The sequence below is a fragment of the Flavobacterium sp. ov086 genome, from assembly GCF_900187965.1.
Taxonomy (GTDB): Bacteria; Bacteroidota; Bacteroidia; order Flavobacteriales; family Flavobacteriaceae; genus Flavobacterium.
In genome coordinates, this window is the sequence record NZ_FZNL01000017.1 from 76,787 (window position 1) to 100,047 (window position 23,261).

At 33.0% G+C, this 23,261-nt stretch carries 17 protein-coding genes; 11 read left to right on the plus strand and 6 right to left on the minus strand.

The window, feature by feature from the left end; genetic code table 11:
• Positions 1-25 precede the first annotated feature (25 nt).
• Positions 26-1,081, minus strand: coding sequence for an AraC family transcriptional regulator (locus CHB81_RS17805; protein WP_089353196.1), 1,056 nt, complete (start codon positions 1,079-1,081; stop codon positions 26-28).
• A gap of 172 nt (positions 1,082-1,253) precedes the next feature.
• Between CHB81_RS17805 and CHB81_RS17810 the strand changes: the two genes are divergently transcribed.
• The 3 genes from CHB81_RS17810 (at position 1,254) to CHB81_RS17820 (ending at position 6,705) form a co-directional block, all read left to right on the plus strand.
• Entirely contained in the window at positions 1,254-4,685 is a 3,432-nt protein-coding gene (locus tag CHB81_RS17810; RefSeq protein ID WP_089353197.1) for a hypothetical protein, read from the plus strand.
• A 63-nt stretch (positions 4,686-4,748) separates the two neighbouring features.
• Positions 4,749-5,390 carry a hypothetical protein gene (locus tag CHB81_RS17815; protein ID WP_089353198.1) on the plus strand — a complete coding sequence of 214 codons (642 nt, stop codon included), beginning with the start codon at positions 4,749-4,751 and terminating at the stop codon, positions 5,388-5,390.
• Positions 5,391-5,634: 244 nt separating this feature from the next.
• A complete protein-coding gene (locus CHB81_RS17820; protein ID WP_089353199.1) occupies positions 5,635-6,705 on the plus strand; it encodes a glycosyltransferase in 1,071 nt (356 codons plus the stop codon).
• A 113-nt stretch (positions 6,706-6,818) separates the two neighbouring features.
• On the opposite strand, the gene CHB81_RS17825 is transcribed toward CHB81_RS17820, so the two are convergent.
• The 3 genes from CHB81_RS17825 to CHB81_RS17835 all read right to left on the minus strand — a co-directional run bounded on the left by CHB81_RS17825 (position 6,819) and on the right by CHB81_RS17835 (position 10,270).
• Entirely contained in the window at positions 6,819-8,114 is a 1,296-nt protein-coding gene (locus CHB81_RS17825) for a porin (protein WP_089353200.1), read from the minus strand.
• A 168-nt stretch (positions 8,115-8,282) separates the two neighbouring features.
• Complete coding sequence (locus tag CHB81_RS17830) at positions 8,283-9,362, minus strand: cell wall metabolism sensor histidine kinase WalK (RefSeq protein WP_089353201.1); 1,080 nt, start codon at positions 9,360-9,362, stop codon at positions 8,283-8,285.
• Between the two features lie 224 nt (positions 9,363-9,586).
• Complete coding sequence (locus CHB81_RS17835; RefSeq protein WP_041518469.1) at positions 9,587-10,270, minus strand: response regulator transcription factor; 684 nt, start codon at positions 10,268-10,270, stop codon at positions 9,587-9,589.
• A gap of 233 nt (positions 10,271-10,503) precedes the next feature.
• On the opposite strand from CHB81_RS17835, the gene CHB81_RS17840 reads away from it, so the two are divergent.
• From CHB81_RS17840 to CHB81_RS17860, 5 genes are all read left to right on the plus strand, one after another.
• Positions 10,504-13,317: a TonB-dependent receptor gene (locus CHB81_RS17840; protein ID WP_089353202.1), complete on the plus strand. Its 2,814-nt coding sequence runs from the start codon at positions 10,504-10,506 to the stop codon at positions 13,315-13,317.
• A gap of 191 nt (positions 13,318-13,508) precedes the next feature.
• The gene (locus CHB81_RS17845; protein ID WP_141130418.1) at positions 13,509-14,999 is read left to right on the plus strand and encodes a hypothetical protein; all 1,491 of its coding nucleotides are present in this window, start codon (positions 13,509-13,511) and stop codon (positions 14,997-14,999) included.
• A 203-nt stretch (positions 15,000-15,202) separates the two neighbouring features.
• On the plus strand, positions 15,203-16,399 hold the full coding sequence (locus CHB81_RS17850; protein WP_089353204.1) for a hypothetical protein: 1,197 nt from the start codon (positions 15,203-15,205) through the stop codon (positions 16,397-16,399).
• Between the two features lie 117 nt (positions 16,400-16,516).
• On the plus strand, positions 16,517-16,855 hold the full coding sequence (locus CHB81_RS17855; protein ID WP_089353205.1) for a T9SS type A sorting domain-containing protein: 339 nt from the start codon (positions 16,517-16,519) through the stop codon (positions 16,853-16,855).
• Positions 16,856-16,982: 127 nt separating this feature from the next.
• Complete coding sequence (locus tag CHB81_RS17860) at positions 16,983-17,963, plus strand: acyl transferase (protein ID WP_089353206.1); 981 nt, start codon at positions 16,983-16,985, stop codon at positions 17,961-17,963.
• Positions 17,964-18,018: 55 nt separating this feature from the next.
• Here the strand turns inward: CHB81_RS17860 and CHB81_RS17865 are convergent, their stop codons facing one another.
• Positions 18,019-18,363, minus strand: a complete 345-nt coding sequence (locus CHB81_RS17865; RefSeq protein ID WP_089353207.1) for a hypothetical protein — start codon at positions 18,361-18,363, stop codon at positions 18,019-18,021.
• Between the two features lie 305 nt (positions 18,364-18,668).
• Here CHB81_RS17865 and CHB81_RS17870 point away from each other — a divergent pair, with 305 nt between their 5' ends.
• Positions 18,669-20,357 carry a T9SS type A sorting domain-containing protein gene (locus CHB81_RS17870; protein WP_089353208.1) on the plus strand — a complete coding sequence of 563 codons (1,689 nt, stop codon included), beginning with the start codon at positions 18,669-18,671 and terminating at the stop codon, positions 20,355-20,357.
• Positions 20,358-20,428: 71 nt separating this feature from the next.
• On the opposite strand, the gene tyrS is transcribed toward CHB81_RS17870, so the two are convergent.
• Complete coding sequence (gene tyrS / locus CHB81_RS17875) at positions 20,429-21,724, minus strand: tyrosine--tRNA ligase (protein WP_089353209.1); 1,296 nt, start codon at positions 21,722-21,724, stop codon at positions 20,429-20,431.
• A 187-nt stretch (positions 21,725-21,911) separates the two neighbouring features.
• Between tyrS and CHB81_RS17880 the strand changes: the two genes are divergently transcribed.
• Both CHB81_RS17880 and CHB81_RS17885 read left to right on the plus strand, forming a co-directional pair.
• Positions 21,912-22,574, plus strand: coding sequence for a hypothetical protein (locus tag CHB81_RS17880; RefSeq protein WP_089353210.1), 663 nt, complete (start codon positions 21,912-21,914; stop codon positions 22,572-22,574).
• Positions 22,575-22,609: 35 nt separating this feature from the next.
• A complete protein-coding gene (locus CHB81_RS17885; protein ID WP_254921162.1) occupies positions 22,610-23,167 on the plus strand; it encodes an outer membrane beta-barrel protein in 558 nt (185 codons plus the stop codon).
• The last annotated feature ends 94 nt before the right edge of the window (positions 23,168-23,261 follow it).

The following is a 23,261-nucleotide window of genomic DNA, read 5'->3' on the forward strand; positions in this document are numbered from 1 at the left end:
TATAAATCAATACCCTCTTTAAGACTTATAAAACCTGCAATTGATAGTTTAGTGGCGTTTTTCCGGTATGTTTTTTAAAGGCCGCAAAAAAAGTTGATTTAGAATTAAAACCTACATCATAGCCTATGGATTCTAAAGTAAATTTATCCGTTGATTTTATAATTTTACAAGCTTCGTTTATTCTGAATTCGTTGATAAAACTCGTAAAATTCTTCCCCAAATTACTATTTAAAAACTGAGAAAGTTGATGACTCGAAATGTTTACTTCCTGCGCCAATTCCTGTAAAGTCAAATTAGAGTTTTTATACAGTTCTTTTTGAATCATTACACTTTCTAATTTTTCAGATAAAATCATTGCTTCGTTTGAATCTATCTTTTTTACCGAAGATTTTTGTCCGTTCAATAAAAACAAATCGTCGGTTTTTTTCCGGTATAAAAGAATTGAAATTATTAAATACAGGATAAATGAAAAAACAATAGCTCCACTTATATAAGTTGCCGAAGGCGCTCCGATTATTGCAAGAAAATAAAAAAGGAATAATAAAAAGTTACCAAAAAACAAGGTACTAAACCAAACTTCAGAAGGAGATGATTTATGATTTTTGTCTACGATTTTTTTCAAAACTGCTTTAATCGTAAAACCAGAAAGTACAATACAAATAAACCATTGAAAATAAATAACCCTTATAAAATAATGTCTCCACAATTCCGGATAACCTTCATATGGAAATAAAATCCCAACGGTAACAATCACGATTCCTAAAAGTACTAATGTCACTTTCCAGGATCTTGGCATTATATTGATTTCTTCTACTGCTGATTTAAGAAAATAATACAAACAAGGTCCTATAAAAAAACAAGCTGTAAGCCCAATCTGTAAATACATTTTTGGCAATGCCGAATCAAAATACACAAAAACAGATTTCCCTATTCGTATGCTTAAAGCAAATAAGAGTGCACCCAGAAAATAATTGGTAAGGTATTTTTTCTTGGTGAAGAAAAAGAAATAGACCCCAAGAATAATTCCGTTGAAAACTCCTAAAGCACTAAAAAAGAATAAAAGTTCCTTACTAGTATCCATAATTTAAGTTGGTTATATCCCAACAAAGCTAAAAAAAAGATTGACTTATCATGCGAATAGTATTTCAAAATAACAAACTAACACTTTAATTGATACTATTATCAACCCGCAAAAGGCTTCATTATTTCCCAATTATAAATACTACTTTTGGCTTTTTAGAGTTAAAGTCTTTATGCTTAAAAAATTACTGTTTTTAACGTTGCTTATTTGGTTTTCTGGTCTTCAGGCTCAGGAAACGGAATCATCGTACAAAACCAAAAAAGTAATTGCAACCCGTGACACAATTCATCTGGAAGAATTTAGTATCAATTCGAGTTTTTTTCAGATTCTGAATACTAAAAATGAAGTACTTGATTCGACTTTTTATAAAATAAATTTCCAAAAAGGAACCTTACTTTTCAACGAAAAACTAACTTCGACTTCAGACACTTTAATTGTCAATTACTTAAAATACCCTGATTTTATTACCAAAGAATACAGTCTTTACAAATCAAATCAAATTGTCACCAATGATATTGGTTCTGAAAAATTGTACAAAATAGACAATAGCAGTGCTAAAAAAGTAACTCCGTTTGATGGTTTAAATACTTCCGGAAGCATCACTCGTGGAGTAACTGTAGGAAACAATCAAAATGCGGTTTTGAACTCTAATCTGGATTTGCAAATCACCGGAAAAATCTCTGACAAAGTTAGTTTGAGAGCTTCCCTTCAGGACAGTAATATTCCGTTGCAGGATGGTGGCTACTCACAAAAGCTGGATCAGTTTGATAATATTTTTATGGAACTTTTTAGCGATGACTGGAACATTCGTGCTGGTGATGTTTTCTTAGAGAATCGAAGAACTCAGTTTTTAAGTTTCAACAAAAAAGTACAAGGAATTTCAGCAAGTTTTGATTTTGATACTGATAAAAGTAAAACCAATATTTTCGCATCGGTTTCATTTGCAAAAGGACAATATGCCAAAAGTACTTTTACAGGTCAGGAAGGCAATCAGGGTCCCTATAAACTAAAAGGTCAAAATGGCGAATTATATGTTCTGGTCATTTCAGGTTCTGAGCGTGTTTATGTAAATGGTATTTTGCTAAAACGTGGCGAAAACAACGATTACGTAATAGATTATAATGCGGGCGAAATTACTTTTACTTCGCTTTTTACGATTACATCTGAAATGCGTATCAATATCGAATATCAATATTCGGATCGAAATTACAACCGAATCGTGACCTACGCCGGCGCTACACATGAAAATAAAAACTGGAGTTTTGGTGGCTATCTATATTCGGAAAGTGATATGAAGAATCAGCCTTTGCAACAAAATCTTTCTACAGAGCAGGTTCAGATTTTAAGTCAGGCGGGCGATGATCCAAACTTAATGAAAGCGCCGTCTGCTTATGAAGATACTTATGCCGACAATAAAATTTTGTACAAAAAAATCATAGTAAATTCGGTTGAAGCTTATGAGTATTCGAACGATCCGAGTACTGTTTTATACAATGTAAAATTTAGTCTCGTTGGCAATAATGCCGGAAACTATATCATTCAGAATAATAATTCGGTCGAACGTATTTATCAATATGTTGCGCTTGTTAATGGGGTTTTACAGGGAAATTACGAACCTATTGTACAATTGGTTGCACCTATAAAACTGCAAGTCGCCACTTTTTTAGGAAAATACAATCCTGACGAAAAAACATTAGTTGACTTTGAAGTTGCTATAAGCAACAATGATAAAAACTTATTCTCCCAAATTGATGATGGAGATAATAGTGGGATTGCTTTAAAAACGAATATCAAGAAACGTCTATTTACCAGAAATTGGACTTTGGACGCTTTTGCCAATTACCAATTTGTTCAGGAAGATTTTAGATCTGTCGAACGTTTGTATAATATTGAGTTTAGCCGCGATTGGAATTTGAACGGTACCCTTTTTGGAAATCAAAGTTTGCTGGTTACAGGTTTAAATTTTGATTTATTTGCTAAAAAACAAACTTCAAACATTGGTTTATTCACTTATCAATTTGAGAAATTAGATTATTCAGAAAGTTATTCGGGAGCGAGACATACTACAACGGCGCTTTTTAAACTGAAGCAATGGACGATTGAAAATCAGGGAAGTTTTTTAAATTCGGATGCTACGGCTTCGACTTCAAAATTCATCAGAAATCAAACCAGAACTAAATATCATTTCGGAAAAAACTGGGTTGGTGCAAGTCTGCAAATTGAGGACAATCAGCAAAAGGATAAAGTAACAAATCAATTTTCGGCCCTGAGCCAAAGGTTTTCAGAATATGGCGCTTTTGTTGGTCGTGGCGACAGCACCAAAGTTTTTGTAGAAATAGGTTATTTACAACGCCGAAATGATAGTTTGCAAAATGGTTTATTACAACATGTGAACAATTCGCAAACCTATTATTTAAAGTCAAAACTGATTCAGAATAAAAAAACAGATTTAGCGGTCTATGCAAGTTATCGAAACTTAGATTTTACAGATGCCTCCCGAAAAAACGAGCCTTCTTTAAATTCGAGAATACTTTACAACGATCGCTTTTTTAATCAATTGATGCAAATTGGTACGGCTTACGAAACCAGTTCCGGAACTATAGCGCAACAGGAATTTACGTATATCGAGGTTCAAACCGGACAGGGAGTTTATACCTGGAATGATTATAATGGTGACGGAATTCAACAATTGGAAGAATTTGAAATCGCCGCTTTCCCAGATCAGGCAAGATATATCAGAATCTTTCTGCCGAATCAGATTTATATTAAAACCAATCAAAACAAATTTTCACAATCTGTTGCTTTGAATCCAATGCAATGGCAAAACGAAAAAGGTTTCAAAAAACTGCTTTCTTATTTTTACAATCAGACTTCATTTATTATGGATCGAAAAGTAAAAAGCCAGGGCGAACGCTTAGAATTGAATCCGTTTAATTCATCCGAAGAGAATATTTTGGGATTAAATTCAAGTTTTAGAAACAGCTTATATTACAATCGCGGAAAACAAAAAAACTCTGTAACGTATACTTATCTTATTAATAAAGGGAAAAATTTACTTTCTATCGGTTCTCAAAATGTCAAAAACAGTTCACATCAATTACAATATACCCATTTGTATCAAAAAAGCTGGTTGTTTAATTTCTTTACCAAAACGATTGAAACGAACTTAGTTTCTGAAGATTTTGTCGAAAAAAACTATGATTTAAAAGGTTATCAAATGGCTCCAAAAATTAGTTATCTGTTTTCTAAAAATACGAGTTTAGATTTCTTTTATGAGTTTCAGAATAAAGAAAACAAAATAGGAAATTTTGAAACACTTGTTCAAAACAGACTCGGAACTTCTTTTTCATTTGCCGGTGAAAAAAAGGTAACCTTAAATGGGGAGTTTTCTTTTTATCAAAATAAATTCAATGGCAATGAATTTTCGTCTGTAGGGTTTCAGATGTTGGAAGGACTTCAGGCAGGACAAAATTTAGTATGGAAGCTTCTATTACAGAAAAATATAACACAATTCCTGGATGTTAACCTGAATTATCAGGGGCGAAAAAGTGAAACTGGTTCTATTGTACATACAGGAAGCATTCAATTGCGTGCATATTTTTAGTGGTTAACGAAAAACATTACAATAAATTGATTAATTTTAATTGAAATTTTAACTTTTAGCCTTATGAAAAAATTATTATTACTCTGTTTTCTAGTTGTTTTCTCCTCTAATTTCTATGCTCAGGAAACTGCTAAAACTACTAAGAGCAAAACGGAAGCTTCTACTAAAAAAGCAAAAGCAAGTGCAGACAAAGCAACTTCGGATGCAAAAAAAGCAACTGCAAAATCTAAAAAAGCAGCTGACGATGCTACTGCATCAGCAAAAAAGGAAACTGCTAAATCAAAAAAAGCAACTAGTGATGCTGCCAGCGACGCTTCTGCGAAAGCAAAAAAAGAATCAACTAAAGCGAAAAAAGCTAGTGCCGATGCAACTGACGTTTCTGCGAAAGCAAAAAAAGAAACCGATAAAACAAAAAGCGATGCTGACAAAGCTGCAAAAAAAGCAACTGCAAAATCTGAAAGCGCAAAAAATGATGTAACTAAAACAGCAGCAAAAGCAGATGCAGCCAGCAAAACAGCAAAAAAAGACGTGACATCCAGTAAAACTGCGGCTTCTAAAACAATAAAAGAAACCAATGAAAAAGCTCCAAAAGTAGCTGATAAAGTTACCGGAGAATACAATGGAAAAAAAGTTTACACAGGACCAAAGGGTGGTAGATACTATATTAACTCCAATGGGAACAAAACTTATATTCAGGATAAATAATAATTTCACATCTATACAGCAAGGAACTATCTTAAGGTAGTTCCTTTTTTTTTGCAAAAAACTTATTTATAGCAAATTGGTCGTTAACATACAAATAACCTTACACTATAAATTTTACTGTTTTTAAACTTTTTTATCTTAAAATGCCTTCTAAACCAGTATCTAGAGTTAATAATTTAGTAATACGCCTGAAATATCATAGAAAACATATTTCTTTATCTTCGTTTTTAAAAAGCGTTAAACTATGAGCATTGACTATTCTGCGAACAAAACAATTTTAGTTGCTCCATTAAACTGGGGATTAGGCCATGCGGCAAGATGTATCCCAATTATTAAAGCGCTTCAAGAAAACAATTATATTCCAATAATCGCCTCTGATGGAGTTGCATTGGCTTTACTACGTAAAGAATTTCCTTATGTACAAACTCTCGAATTACCATCTTATCATATTGAATATGCTAAAAATGGGAAAAACTTTAAATGGAAGCTGATTAAGAATTTACCCAAAATGATCGTCGCTATTCTTGATGAGAAAAAAATGGTGAATGGCTGGATAAAAAAACACGGAATTGACGGTATTATATCTGATAACCGTTTAGGCGTTTTCAGCAAAAAAGTGCCTTCTGTATTTATGACGCATCAACTGAATGTGATGACGGGAAATACGACTTGGTTTACGAGTAAATGCCATCAACATGTTATAAAAAAATATTCTGAATGCTGGGTTCCAGACACTAATGAGAAGGTGAACTTGACTGGTGAATTAGGTCATCTTAAAACAAATGATCTTAACTTAAAGTATATTGGTCCGTTGAGCAGAATGCGCAAAAAGGATATCCCGAAAGCCTATGATTTAATGATTATTTTATCAGGACCGGAACCTCAGCGTACTTTTCTAGACGAGAAACTACAAAAAGAAATTGTTAATTACCAAGGTAAAGTGGTATTTGTACAAGGTATTGTAGAGAAAACACAAAACAAATGGCAAGCCGGAAACGTTACTTATTACAATTTCATGAACTCAAAACAATTGGAACAAACGTTTAATGAAAGTGAATTTGTTTTATGCCGTTCGGGTTACACGACCGTTATGGATTTGGCAAAATTGGGCAAGAAAGCCTTTTTTATTCCAACTCCGGGACAATATGAACAAGAATATCTGGCGATAAAACTTCAGGAAGAGAACTTGGTACCGTATGCAATGCAAGACGACTTTACCATTGAAGATCTTTCAAAAGTAAAGTCGTTTAAAGGTTTAACCCAATTTAATGAAGACATTGATTGGGATAAGTTATTTTCTATATTCGAAGACTAGAGACGCACACCAATACTTCTTTTTTGCCACTAATTTCGCGAATTTGCACTAATTAATTCGTGCGGATTAGTGAAATTCGTGGTGAACTCGCACCGATTTTAAAATCATTTAATTTAGAAATTAAACTGAGCTTGCAATCTCAATAAATTTCCTTGTTGTCTATTGATTGGTAGTGCGCTGTCTTCGAAAGTACGGTCGGCAATCACATATTCTGCTGTAAGTTCGAAGGCTTTGATTGGCTGCCATTCTATACCAATTTCGTAGTCTCTAACAACATAACTTCGGGCATCTTTTTCATATTTTTTCCCTCCGTCATAATATTGAAACTTTGCAAAAGGGTATATATGTTGTTTTTTGAAGTCTAATTTATAATTAAATAATACGTAACCACCATTTAAATCTGTTTCGTCAACGGTGTTGGTAAGTGTATTGTATCGAGGTCCTCTTCCGATATTATATTCTGTTTGGATTCCGAAGGGTCTTGGATACAAGACAAATGTTGCCCCTACTCGTTGGTCCTTTACATATTGCGGATCGTTTACTTTTACTCCTGGTGAAATTTCTCCTGTAAAAGCCCATTTTCCGGTGTAAGCCTGGATTCCCGGTTCGATAATCTGACTTCCTATTACAAAAGGATACGTTACTCTGGCAACCACATTAAGATCTCTGTTTCCGTCTAGTTTATTAGCAATTTGTCCGTTGTAAACTCCAAAAGCAAAAACTCCATAATCTCCAGAACCTTTGAAGCCGTCTTTTACCAACATCTCAAAACGTTCTCTAATTTTGGCTGGTGCCCAATAAAAGAACATTCCCAAATCGCGTTCGTTTAATATTGCACTATTCATCGCATCATTTCTGTCTAAGGCCAAACGCTGCGAGCTCGATTGCATGTTTTCGAAACCATATGGAATCTTACTTTGTCCAACACGAACACGATATTCTCTTTTTTTATCGAAAGAAAGATCAAAATAAAGATCTCGAATCTGAACGAAATTTTGGATTCCCGTAACCGGTGAACTGGCAAAATCAGGTTGAAAATAGAAAAATACATTTGGATGAACCTGTCCTGAAAACACCAAACGGGCACGTCTTATAAAAAGTCCGTTGTTTGCTTTTGCATCCGGAGCTGTAGAAGTTGTTCCCCATGATTTATCACATTGCTCGCAAGAAACTTTATCATTTGTAGAAAGTAAACCATTGTATCTTATTTGGGCATAACCTCGCAATGAGATTCTATCGTACCAATGTTCGGCAGTACCTGCCCCTGATTGTGTGTCTGGAAGTTTTGCTTTGTTTATGGAATCCAGAAGACGAACGACTTCTTTTTTCACATCTTGTTTACTTAGTTCTTGCGCATTTGCTACACAAGTAATTAGCAATAAAATTGCAATTATTTTCTTTTTTATCATTTTGCTCTAATGCGCTTAAATTCAAGGTGCAAAGATGTGTCACCTATGTTAAGAAATCATTAACAAGATGTTACTATAATAAAAATTTATTGTTACGAGATGACAGTCAATATTACATTAAGGTTAAAATCCCCGTGTTTCTGCACCTCGACAGAAAATAGCTTACAATTATTTAACCTCGGCTTTTATTGCTTTTATTGCTTTTTCGAGCGTAAAAGAGAATTCTGAACCTATTCCGAATTCACTTTCTACATAAACTTTCTCTTTATGAGCTTCAATAATATGTTTTACGATTGCCAAGCCAAGACCGGAACCTCCTTCTGAACGGGTTCCGCTTTTATCAACTCTGTAGAAACGCTCAAAAAGTCTTGGAATGTTTTGTTTTTCAACTCCTTCTCCGTTATCACTAATACGAATCAGGACTTTTTTCTTGGTTAAATTTACAACCCCAACTTCAGTCAAACCACCATCTTTACCATATTTAATAGAATTCACAATCAGGTTTTCAAGCACTTGCTGAATTCTGTCCTGATCACCACGAACAACTACAGATTGAACATTCTTGCTTTCAAAGGCTAATTTGATTTTCTTTTTATCAGCTTTCATTTCTAATAAATCAAAAACATTCTGGATAAGCTCAACAATATTAAAATCAGTAAAATTTAAATCCAAATCTCCCGATTCTAATTTAGTAATCATATCAAGATCTTCGACTATATAGATAAGACGCTCTACTCCTTTTTCGGCACGTTTTAAATATTTCTTTCTAATGTTCTTATCGTCCATTGCTCCATCAAGCAAAGTCGAAACATAACCCTGAACAGTAAACAAAGGTGTTTTTAGTTCGTGCGAAACGTTTCCTAAAAACTCTCTGCGGTATTGTTCACGAATTTCCAGCATCTCGATCTCCAGTTTTTTATCTGTCGCAAACTTCTTTACTTCGCGTGAAAGCGTTTCCATATCAGTGGTTATAGGCTGATTGATAAGTGTGGTCGATTCCAGCAACGAAACCTCATCGTATATTTTCTTAACTCTTCTGTAAATAAAACGTTCTACACGATATTGTAAAACCAGAAAAGCAAATACATAAATTGAGATAATAAAAATTATTCCGAATGCAACCTGATGCTTTAGTTGATTTTTATAAAATAAAGACATTAACATCAATACAAACGCTGTTGCAAAAAGACTTATATATAATGCCGATTTGACAGCAAATTTGTATGTTTTTTTAAAATTAATTTTCATTGATAGTATTAAACCATTAAGAGATTAAGAAAAATTAAGTTTCTCTTTGAGTTAATGAAATTCTCCTAAATTAACATTTGAACTCAAACAAAGTTAACTCAAAAACCATATAAGAAATTAAAGTTCATACGATCTCTAACCCCTTATATGGTTTATTTTTTATGTAATTCAAATCCGTTTAAATCTTCAGCAAAATCACTTAATGCCTTAGTAACTTAAAAAAATTAAACTTCAAATTTATAACCAACTCCTTTTATTGTTTTAAAAAGGTCTTCTCCTATTTTTTCACGTAGTTTTCTAATGTGAACATCAATTGTTCTTCCGCCAACTACAACTTCATTGCCCCAAACTTTATCCAGGATTTCGTCTCTTTTGAAAACTTTCCCCGGTTTAGAAGCTAATAAGTAAAATAATTCGAATTCTTTTCTTGGTAAAGCAATTTCTACATTGCCTTTTATGATCTTATATTCTTCTCGATTAATCTCGATTCCGCCAACGTTTAAGGTGTCGCTGACTACTTCTTGTTCTTTTAACCTTCTTAACAAAGCCTTTACTTTGCTTACCAATAATTTTGGTTTTATTGGCTTGGTGATATAGTCATCTGCACCTGCATCAAAACCAGCTACTTGTGAGTAATCTTCACTTCTCGCTGTTAGGAATGTTATGATAACATTATTTAATTCAGGAATTTTTCTAATGTGTTCGCAAGCTTCCATTCCATCCATTTCTGCCATCATTACATCCATAATAATTAAGTCTGGCAATTCTTTCTGAGCCTTTGCAATGGCCTCTTTTCCGTTAGAAGCTGTTACAATCTGGTAGCCTTCCTGAGCAAGGTTATAGCCAACGATTTCTAAGATATCTGGTTCATCGTCAACTAATAAAATCTTGGTTTGTGTTTTTTTCATAAATAGCAAAAATTGAGATTCTTACATCAAATTTTCTTTATTATACATTCGATGATTTTCATTTGAGATGGTAAATATACTAATAAAACAACGGTCAAAAATTGCAGTTAACCGTAATTTAATCTGGTAACAATTTGATAATCTACAAGACACGAAAACATAACGAGTACCTAACATGAACTTTACACAGCGTTTCTTTCTTTGCACAAAAATAAATTAAACACAACACTGAAATGAAATTCAATTTAAAATTTCTATTTATTGCATTATTCATCTGTACGATTTCGGTCGCACAAAACAAAGGTACGATTTCTGGCTTATTAACTGACAAAGAAATGAACAATCAAGCGTTACCTTTTGCAAATGTTTTAATTAAAGGTACAAACATTAGCGCAAACACTGACATCGACGGAAAATATTCGTTGACTGTAAATCCAGGAAGCTATACTATTATTTTTAGTTTCGTTGGATATGAATCTGTAGAAAAACCCGTAACTATTAAAGCAAACGAAACTGTTACTGTTAATCAGGTGCTTTCGTCCGGAGGTTATACTCTTAAAGATGTTGTTGTAAAATCGACAGCAAATAAAGAAAAAGAAACTGCATTATTACTAGACCAAAAAAATGCTGTTGTTATCAAACAAAGTATTGGTGCACAGGAAATGGCTAGAAAAGGTGTTAATGATGTTGAGGAAGGTTTGACAAAAATTACCGGAATCACAAAAGTAGATTCCCGTGGAATATTTGTACGTGGACTGGAAGACCGATATAATAATTTATTGATTAATGATTTGGCTGCACCAACAAACAGCCCATTCACTAAAATTGTTGCTTTGGATTTGTTTCCAACGAATGTTGTTGGAGTAATTGATGTGTACAAAACATTTAATCCAAATATATATGGTGATTTTGCCGGAGGTACTTTCAATATTCAAACTTCAAAGCCAACAAAAAGCATTACGAAAATAAGCGTTGGAGCAGGTTACACAACCGGAAACAGCTTTAAAGATTTCTTATTATCAAATGATGCAGATACTGCAACAGGTTTTTTAGGTTTTAATGGTAAAGACAGAGAATTACCAAGTTTTCTTGGCAATCAGGCAACGAGACAAACTTACACAACTGACCAGGCTTTAAACTCAGTAAGTAACGATAAAGGTTTTAATGTAAATGAAACTAAAAGTCCTTTAAATACAAGTATCAACCTTTTGCATGCAGAGAAATTCGATTTGAGTAATAATCAAGCTTTCTCGTACCTGCTTTCTATAAATTACGACAATAATTTTTCAATAAGAGAAGGAGTTGACAGAACTATCGATTTACAGTCTTCCGGATCTAAATATGTAAACAATTTTATCACTACTGATTATCGTTTCAAAACCACAAATTCAGCATTAGTTGGTTTAAACTACAGCAATGACAGACTTAAGTTATCGTTCAACACATTATACATCAGAACTAACTTAAACTCTATAAAAGATCAGTACGGGCCATCAGGAGGAACAGCTGCTGAAAATGGATTTATCCGTACCAATCAATTAGACAAAAGTGATTATTTGAATGCCCAATTATTAGGTGAATACGCAATAAGCAAAGACAAAAACCAAACTATTAAAGCGGGAGCCTCATTTGCTACTACAAAATATGAGCAGCCAGATAGAAAGTATTTCTCTGGTCTTAAAACAGGCGATGATATAATAAGCACTTCTTATGGAGCAAATAATTTCCTGCGCCAATATTTAACTGTCGATGGTAATTCTTTTTATTCAGCATTAGTAGAGTATAATTTGAAATTCGGGAAAAATGACAAACAAAACAAATTAACCGTTGGATATAATGGCAGCGGATCTAAGATGGAATCTTCATACCGTTTTGTTTCAAGTACCGGTAATGAGGGGTTTACTTCAAGCATAAATAATATAGATACTCAAATAACTAACGACATTTCAGCGAATAAAATGACTTTTAGCGAAAACTCTAATGCAACTTACAAAGTTAAACTTGACGAAATGGCTAATGCAGGGTATACTAATTTGTTTTTAAAATTTGGAGAGAAACTTGAAGTAAACGCAGGAGTTCGTTTTGAAAGCACTCTTAAGGAAACTCATTACAGAACACTAGGTTCTTTTGATTCTCCATTCAGAGTATTAAAATATGATAATGCCTATTTTTTACCATCAGTAAATCTTAAGTATTTGCTGACTGACAAAGCTAACATTCGTTTTGCAGCAAGCAAAACATACACCAAACCAGTTATCATGGAGGCTTTCCCTATATCTTTCATCAATGCTGACGGAACTTCAACTCAAGGAAATTCAATTTTGAAAAACAGCGACAATTACAATGCTGACTTAAAATATGAGCTGTTCCCAACGAGTAAAGAAATGATTGCTGTTGGAATATTTGGAAAACACCTTATCAATCCAATTGAAAAAACTTTCATCTCAAACGCAACAACAGGAACAGTTACTACTTTTCTAAATTCTGAAAGTGCTAACATATATGGAGTAGAAGCTGAATTACTTGTTGGTTTAGAAAGAATCAGCGAAAACTTAGATAATTTTTCATGGGGATTAAATGCTACTTTGATGTCATCAAAAGTTACTGTAAGCCCAACTTTTGAATCTATCGATGAGGACGGGATAATTACCGTAAAACCTTCTATTGAAACACATCAATCAAGATCACTGCAGGGAGCATCAAACTGGTTAGTAAATTCAGATTTAAAATATGAATTTAATTTAGGAAAAGACATGCCAAATACTATGTCTCTTGTTTATGGTGTTTTTGGAAAAAGAATATATGCTGTAGGAACCAATGGACAAGACAATATCTATGAGTTGCCTGTACAACAATTGGATTTTGTATGGGGAAGCAAACTTTCTGATCACTTTGATGTAAAATTCACTGCCGATAACATTTTGAATTCATGGAGAAAACGTGAATTTGGAAACGAAGGAACTATAAAAGTAGATGAATCCTCTTTACTAGCAAACAGCTATAAAAAAGGAGTTGGTTTCTCTTTAAAACTAGGATATACTTTTTAGTACCCATTCAAATAAATATAAAAATGAAAGCTCCAGATATCTGGAGCTTTTTTTATTTATAAATCCTTGAAAAAAACTCATAGCGTTTTTCTGATATTTAAATGTCTTTTAGGTAACTGTAATGTAATACCTATATAACATGTTGTCAAAATTATCCTGCTAATTTTATCTGGAATTTTAAACAACAACTTATGAAAAATGTAAAATTACTATTTATGATGTCTCTGCTTTTTTTGGCAGAAATTGGATTTTCTCAAAATTATGTTACCTACAGCCCAATGTCAAAAACAATTGATGTTAATTCAGGAGTAGAAGGAACCGTTGATATATTGGTCAATTGCTATGGAAGCACCAGCGATCCTGTATTTCTTAATGCATTGCAATCATGTGCTAATAATGACGGTATTCTTTCAACAAGCTACACAAATGGGAGTATATTAACACCTGGGCAAAATACTATTATAAGATACAAGTTTAAAAAAACAGTGACAAGTAATACTCAGATTGCTTATAAATTTTCTACCAATGGCAGCTGTTTTCAAGAAGAATCTAAAATGATTAAAATTACTGTTAACTACAAACCTTCAGCTCCAATCAGTAATAATACCATTTCAGGAAATCAAACCGTTTATGAAGGACAACCTACGAATACAATAACCGGGACTACTCCGTCTGGTGGTAGCGGAAATTTTACTTATTCATGGCAGGAAAAACTTGTAGGCGGTTCATGGACTGTTATATCAGGTGCTAACGGTATTAATTATTCACCAGGTATTCCTGCTGCAACAAAATCATATCGACGAAATGTTTCATCAGCAGGTTTAACAAGCACAAGTAATGAAGTAACGATTACAGCTATTCCTGCACCTCTGATAGAAAACAATACCATCACCATAGATGGGACATGGATTTATGGCAATCCTTTACTTACAGGAGGTTTAGGTCAAAATTCTTATAGCTATATTTGGTTTGTAATTGATGAAGATGGAGAGTCGAGAGATTTAACTGAAATTACAACTGCAACTGCAACTCTCTTAACACCTGTTTTCGATAATTATAGAAGATCATCTCATAATTTTAAGCTAGGAAGGATAGTATATTCAGGAAATCAGCGTTCATTTAGTAATTATGTCGATATACCACATATTGCTGATATACAAAACAATATTATTTCAAATAATGGCTACTATGTAACGGGAAGCGTTCCTACTGGAGGAATTGGGGATTATACATATTCTTGGGCACTTCTTGCTACAAGTACTTATATAGAATTGGACGAAACTACTAAAGACCTAGATTTAACTTCTCATCCCAATTTTTTTGATGGTTCACTATTAATTAGAATAGTAACAGCTGGAATATCTTCGACTAGTAATAAATTAGCTCTTAATGCCATTACAGCTAAAGCTTTGAATAAAGAAAATATGGTAACATCTGCTGTTTATCCAAACCCTACATCGGGCTCTATAAATTTCACTACTGGCTTTTCCAGTAATAAAGAAATAGAAATAATTGTTTATTCAGAAGAATTAAGGAAAACTCAATCAATTTTTAAAGGTATTGCTACACCAAATCAAATTGTACAATGTAATATCCCAGCGAATTACCCAAAAGGAATATACTATTATAAAATTGTATCTGAAAACAAAGAAATTAAAACAGGAAAAATTATATTTCAATAAGCTATAAAATATTCTGTATTAAAAATCAAAGCTCCGAATAACATTCGGGGCTTTTTTTATTTATTGACTATCGTAGAAAACCTCTTAACATTCTCTTCACATTTTAGTTGTTTTTTGGTAACTGTAATGTAATATTCAGATAACACCCTAAAAGTATTTACATTCTACTTTTGACAAAAATAAAAACACATAATAACACAACTATGAAAACTAAACTTTTTGCTTTAGCACTTGCTACAGGATTATTTTTAAATTCTTGCTCAAGTAGTGATGATCCAACTCCTGCACCTACACCTGCAACAGGCGAAATCACTGGTCCAATCACTGCAAACAAAACTTATGCTTATGGTAACTACACTTTGAAAGGTATTGTAAAAATCAATGCTGGTGTAACTGTAACTTTTGAAGCAGGATCAACAATTACTATCGATAAAGCTACTGGAGACAACGCATTAGTTGTTTTAAAAGAAGGAAAATTAATTACAAAAGGTACTGCTGACCAACCAGTAGTATTTACAGAAAAATCAAAAGTTCCAGGATCTTGGGGAGGAATCATTATGTATGGTGATGCTCCTGTAAAAGTAGCTGGTGGAGGATCGACTTCAACATCTGAAGACGGAAACAACATCTCTTACGGAGGTACAAATCCTACTCACAACAGTGGTTCATTAGTTTACACAAGAGTGGAATACGCAGGTTCAAAATTAGCTGACGGTGCAAAAGAAAACAATGGTTTTACTTTCTACTCTGTAGGTTCAGGAACAACTTTAGATCACTTAGTATCTTACAAAGGTGCTGATGACGGATACGAATTCTTCGGAGGAACTGTAAGTTTAACAAATTCTATCTCTTATGGTAACTATGATGATTCATTTGACTGGCAAGATGGATGGCAAGGTCAAGCAAATACAAACTGGTATGCTTACCAAGTTGATAAAGGAAACTATGGTATGGAAATTGAAGCTTCTAATAATGACAATGCGTTTTTTCCAAAAGTAACTAATATCACTCTAAAAAGAGCTGCAGGTACGGTTACAGAAGAACAAAAAGAAATTCAATTGGATGCTATTCAATTTAAAAAAGAAGGAAATGGAGACTACAGTAACATCGTAATCGATGGTTACGTTAGTCAAACTACGCCTACAGCATTTAATGGTGGTGTATTACAAATACTAGACAAAGTTACTTACGATCACCAAGTTGCTGGTGGAAAAATCAAATTAAATAACGTAAAAATTACTAACTCTCCTATTACTTTCATTTCAGGACAGGCTACTTTTACATTATCTGCTGCTAGCTTTCTTCCTCTAACAAACTGGTCAACTAGTACTACTGCTACTGGAGCTACATTAATTCCTGGAGCTTGGGCAACAGTTGATGGTGTAAACTTGATCAAATAATTTGAAAATCATATTTCAAACATAAATTGTTAAAAACATCCTAAATTCTTAGGATGTTTTTTTTTGGCGTAGTTTTTGTAATTTTTTTTGTATATTTACTGTAATCAAAATAAAGCGATGGCAAAAAACTACTTTTATATTACATTCTTATTGGCTTTTTTCTTTACTCTAAGTGTTTCAGCACAAGATAGTAAGCAATTACCAAAACCTCAAGAGTCCACAACCATTGAGGGTTTAAGCTTGTACCCTAACCCAGTCTTAAACGGAAAAGTAAATATTTCGTCTAAAAATGATTTAGAAAAAGAGATCATCATTTTTGATGTTCTTGGTAAAAAAGTACTTCAAACACATCTAAGTTCAAGAGAATTAAACGTGGCCGATTTAGTTCCCGGCGTTTATATCATCAAAATAATCGAAGAAAATGCTTCGGCAACCCGAAAGCTAATCATTCGATAAAACACAAAAAAGCTCCAATTTTATTGGAGCTTTTTTTGTATCCAGTCATAGACTTGATAACTAAAAAACGGAGACCGAAAACTATTTAAATAGTCCACAATTATAATATCTTTGCACAAAAAAAGTTTTGATCACAGCCAACGATATATTTACCATTTCGAGTCATAAACAATTTGAAAAAATAGCACTAAAAGTGTTTCGTTTTCAGCATGAGAATAATCAGGTATATAGTGATTTCTGCGATTTCTTAAAAGTCAATCCACAACAGGTAAAATCACTGGAACAGATTCCGTTTTTACCAATTCAGTTTTTCAAGAGTCATAATGTTGTTTCTAACAATGATCCAGCTCAGGTTACTTTTACCAGCAGCGGAACTACAGGCATGATCACAAGCCGACATTTAGTGACCGATGTTTCCTTATATGAGGAAAGTTACCGCAACGGATTTTCTCAATTCTATGGAAACATCGAAGATTACGTTGTTCTAGCCCTTTTGCCGTCCTATCTTGAACGCGATGGATCTTCGCTTATTTATATGGTCGAAGATTTAATAAAACTATCCAATCAACCTGAAAGCGGATTCTATTTACACAATCACGACGACTTAATTAAAAAATTGACTGCTCTTGATGAATCGGGACAAAATGTGATATTAATTGGCGTTACCTATGCGTTATTAGACCTGATTGAAAAACATCAATTCAACCTTCAGAATACCATTATTATGGAAACTGGCGGAATGAAAGGTAAACGTAAAGAAATGATTCGCGAAGAATTACACGAACAGCTTTGCAAAGGTTTTGGCGTTACTGCAATTCACTCAGAATATGGAATGACCGAACTTTTAGCGCAAGCCTATTCTCTGGGCGAAGGCGTTTTCGAATGTCCTTCATGGATGCATATTTTAGTTCGCGATCCTGAAGACGCTCTCACTTACGTGAAAGATGGAAAAACCGGCGGAATCAACGTTATTGATTTAGCCAATATTAATTCATGTTCCTTTATTGCTACGCAGGATTTAGGCAAAAAAAATCCCAACAACTCTTTCGAAGTATTAGGACGTTTTGACAATTCGGATATTCGCGGTTGTAACCTAATGGTTTTGTAAAAGATTAATCGATTATTTGCTGAATCGATTAATCGCAAAACAGTTAAACAAAAAATTAATTTTCTTCGACTACGCCAATATCGTCTATTCCATCTTTCTCATTTAACTCTCTTTCTTTCTCTAATTTATTCTCGAGAAGTTTATGAGTACCATAACAGGCCAAACCTCCTAAAAACACAAAAAATATACTCCATCCAGCATTTTCAAAATTTTCATTTGCAACAGACTCAAAACCCTTAATAAGTCCTAGTACAATCCCAAGAAGAAATCCTCCCAAAATAGTACCACCATAATAAGAAGCTATTCCGAAAAAGAAATAAGTCCACTTATTTTTACCGTATTCAAGAGCCAAATTTGTGAATGCTTTCCAGATCCAATAAATAAATAAAATTCCAATCATAGTTTTTTAGTTTTTACGTAATAAACTTACTAAAATAAAATTAGTATTTGATTTTCAGCAGAATAATTTCGCTACAAAGAAATCCCAACAACTCTTTCGAGGTATTGGGATGTATTTATAATTCTGATATTCGTGGTTACAACCTAATGGTTTTGTAGTAATCTTTCTTAATTAAAATTATCCCGCTTTCGCATTTCAGCCCAATGTAAGAATATACATAATTTAATAACCTACGCTTAATATACAAAAAATACTACATTTATATTTAAAAATTACTTTTAACCTAACATTTTAAATATATAATTATGAAAAAAATTACTTTATTAGTATTTATTCTTTTTAGCTTTAAAAGCTGGTCACAAAATCCAAATTATAGATATCACGAACTACAAGATTTGGGGCCGAATATAGAATGGGCTATTGCAGTTGAATGCACCCAACACTATTCTCCCGTAGGAGTAAGGGAAGTAAATTTAAAACAAAATTTCAAATTAGAAGTTGGAAAAATTTACAAGGCAGATTTAGGTTTGAATTACGGGAACTTTGGTACACGATATTACAAGGTAACTTATGCTGGAGATGCAGGAACTGATAAGGGAGATGAAATTGATACTCCTCCTGATTTTGGTGCACCAATTACCGATTTATGCAACTCTTTATCCAGAAAATATATAAGACCAATTTTACTAGGATCAACATTACAAGAGGCTCAAAACAACTTTTGTTCAAACTTAACTGTTAATACTACCAGAGAAATGGTAAACATTAAAATAGCAAAATCGTTATCTTCAGGTGATATTTGTTTTATGGATTTTGGAAAAGGTGCTAATTACTATTTAATTGATGGAGCAGATGTAGAAAGTGGAGATGCAGATTATGAAGTAGATTCAACAGATAGCAATTCTCTTTTTTCTCTTATTACATTCAATTGCCAAAAACCAGACTTGCAAGCTGTATCAGTTGAGCCAAATATTATTAATGATAATTATTACAGAGGCTCTACAAAAAGTGCTAAATTTAACATCAGGAGTATCGGGACAAATATTCAAAATACCAATACCACAGCCACCCTTTATCTTTCTAAAACCAGAAACTTCCTAAATGGTAATGATATTCAACTGACTACTAAAGTTAGTATTCCTACAGAAGTAAACGGAAACTTTATCTCAAACTTTATCTACACTATTCCAAGCAACGTTAGTAACGACAAATACTATTTAACACTTAAAGTAACAAACAGCGAAGATTTTAATGCCTATAACAACGTAGTCTCGTCATCATCTAAAATAACTATTAAAGACGGAACTCCGCCAACAAATCCCACGAACCCAACAAATCCAACAAACCCAACAGGCAAACCAGATTTAATTATCGACCCTAATAATACAATTGTGTTCAGTGATTGCTTTGATTGTCCTGCAGCATTGAGCGATTTACAAGGAAAAAGGCACAGGATAAGTAACCAAAGCGGAATGTTAAGAATATCTTTGGTATCTGCTAAAAACACAGGAAACGGTATTTCTTCACCAACAAACGTTAGGTTTTATTTATCATCTAACACTACATTAGATACAGCAGATTTAAAATCAAATGGAGCTGCCGTATCAATAAATGCAATAAATCCCGGAGAATCTTCTATAATTTCAGGTTCTACAATATTTTCTTCTGATTTTAGCAATAGTGGTACTTTATTTCTTAACAACTGGAATATTCTTATGGTTGTCGATGACTCAAAAACAAACACAGAATTAAACGAAAACAACAATGTAACAGTTATTCCTGTAACTTTTTATAATCCTTTTGCAAAAACTGCCATAGTAGAAACTAATGAACCTGTAGAACCATATTCTATAAATGTTTATAATTTTGAAGGACAAAAAGTTTTAACAAAAAAAGTTAACTCTAAAGAGGAACAAAACAAAGTATTAGAATCATTAAAAAGTGGCATTTACATTATCAAATCTAAGTACGAAACCCGAAAAGTTATTAAATAAAAACGTTCGCAAAAACGGAAAAGCATCCGCCAAGGCGGATGCTTTTTTATTTAAAAATTTAGTTTTTAAAACTAAACCACTCTAATCACAAAATAATTTTTCTTTCCGCTTTGCAATAATACAAACTGGTTGTTGATTAAATCATTTGCTGTCAATACAAAATCTTCTTTTATTTTTTCTCTGTTTACAGAAATTGAATTTGCTGTTAAAGCTCTTCTTGCTTCTCCGTTTGATTTAAAGAAACCCGTTTTTTCATTTAAAACAGTAACAATATCCAATCCGCTTTCTAAATCAGCTTTTGCGATTTCCGCTTGCGGAACACCATCAAAAACTTCTAAAAAAGTTGCTTCATCCAATTGCTTTAAATCTTCTGAAGTTAAATTTCCAAACAAAATATTCGAAGCCTGAATTGCTTTTTCCAATTCTTCTTTACTGTGAACAAAAATTGTAATTTCTTCAGCCAATTTCTTTTGCAAAACTCTTAAATGTGGAGCCGCTTTGTGCTCTTCGATTAAAGCATCAATAGTTTCTTTATCTAAGAAAGTAAAGATTTTTATATACTTCTCAGCATCAACGTCTGTTGCATTTACCCAAAACTGGTAAAATTTATATACTGAAGTTTTATCAGCATCCAACCAAACGTTTCCTCCTTCAGATTTTCCAAATTTAGATCCGTCTGCTTTTGTAATTAATGGCGTTGTCAAAGCAAAAGCCTTAGCATTTTCTCCTCCCATTCTGCGAACTAATTCTGTACCGGTGGTAATATTTCCCCATTGGTCAGAACCTCCCATTTGCAAAAGGCAGTTATTGTTTTTATATAAATGATAAAAATCATAACCTTGAATTAATTGGTATGTAAATTCAGTAAAAGACATTCCTTCACCTTCTCCACTCAATCTCTTTTTTACAGAGTCTTTCGCCATCATGTAATTCACCGTGATACGTTTTCCAACTTCACGAGCAAAATCAATAAACGAAAACTCCTTCATCCAGTCATAGTTATTTACCATAACCGGAGCATTTGCTTCGCTTGAATTAAAGTCTAAGAAACGTGACAAAACACTTTTGATTCCGGCAACGTTTTTAGCTAAAGTTTCTTCGTTCAACAGATTTCTCTCATCAGATTTTCCAGATGGATCACCAATCATACCGGTTGCACCACCAACCAAAGCAATCGCTTTATGGCCAGTTCTGTTTAGGTGAACCAATAAAATAATCTGAACCATACTACCAATATGTAGTGAATCTGCCGTTGGATCAAAACCAATATAAGCCGTCGTTACTTCTTTCAGCAATTGTTCTTCCGTTCCTGGCATGCTGTCATGATATAACCCGCGCCACTTTAATTCTTCAACTAGATTCTTCATTTTTAAAATAATTTGTGCAAATATAATTAATTCCTTTAGGAGTAAACACTATAAAACACTCCTGTTGCAAAATATTAATTCGTTAATACCCTAATGAATAAGTTCGTATTAAAAATTATTATTATCTATTAAAAATTAAAATAAATCCCAAAAAACAACTACTTTCGGTAAAAAGTAACAAAATAACATGAAAAAACAACTACTATTAACCATTTCCTTTTTATTCTGCCTGACCTTTTCATACGCACAAATATCTTTTCAAAAAGGATATTATATATTAAATAACGGAACCCGAACAGAATGTTTCATAAAAAATCTAGACTGGAAGAACAATCCAACAGATTTTAAATACAAAACACAACTTAATGACGCCGACTATAAAACTGAAACCATTACAAACGTTCAAGAATTTGGAATTGATAATGAAAGCACGTTCAAGAGATTTAAAATAAAAATGGACCGTACAAGCGACGAACCAAATAAGTTATTAACTGATAGAAACCCTGTATTTAAAGAAGAAGTGATTTTTTTAAAAATACTTACAAAAGGTGACGCCACTCTATATAGTTATACGGATCAAAACCTTATTAGATATTTTTATGAAACAAAAACAATCCCTGTAGGACAGCTTATTTATATAAAATATTATCAGTTTGATGGTAATGATGCTCCAACAATACTGGCCGAAAATAATGAATACAAACAACAATTATTTAAAAATGTAAAAACAGAGAAAACAACCGAAAAAGAGATTATAAAACTTAATTATAATAAATCGGATCTTACTAAGTATTTCATAAAATACAATAGCACCAAACCTAATCTGACTGATGAGGAAAAAAAAAACTAAATAAAGGTCTTTTCTTTGTCAAAATAACACCAACTATCAGCTTTGTATCATTATCAACCAATAACCAATATAATCCAAACGAGAACGCACAACTAGACAACAAAATCAACTTCAAAATTGGAGCCGAAGCAGAATACATCCTTCCATACAACAAAAACAAATGGAGTGTCTTTATAAATCCTGCTTACTCAAAATATCAGGATGAGAAAACATACAATGTTCCCAGCGGTTTTATAGCAAATCCGGAAACACCTTATAATGTAAAAGTAAAATATTCTTCAATACAAGTCCCAATTGGTATCAGGCATTATATGTTTATAAACCAAACCTCCAAAATTTTTATAAATGCAGCCTATACATTTGATTTAGGAAGCAAAACAAATATCACTTATACTGATGTCGTAAATGGAAACACAACAAACTACGAAGAGTCTTTTGCCAGCAATCTGGCTTTCGGTCTTGGTTATAACTTCAAAAACAAATTTAGCCTAGAAGCAAGATTAAATACCAAAAAAGAATTAATGCGCAATTACAGATCATATTCTGCACAATATAGCTCCATAGATTTTGTTTTAGGATACACCATTTTCTAATAAATATTACATCAAACATTTGATCATAAAAACAATAAAGCAGCTTCAAAAAGTATATCTTTCAATCTGCTTTATTGTAATTTTTCTACTTTCA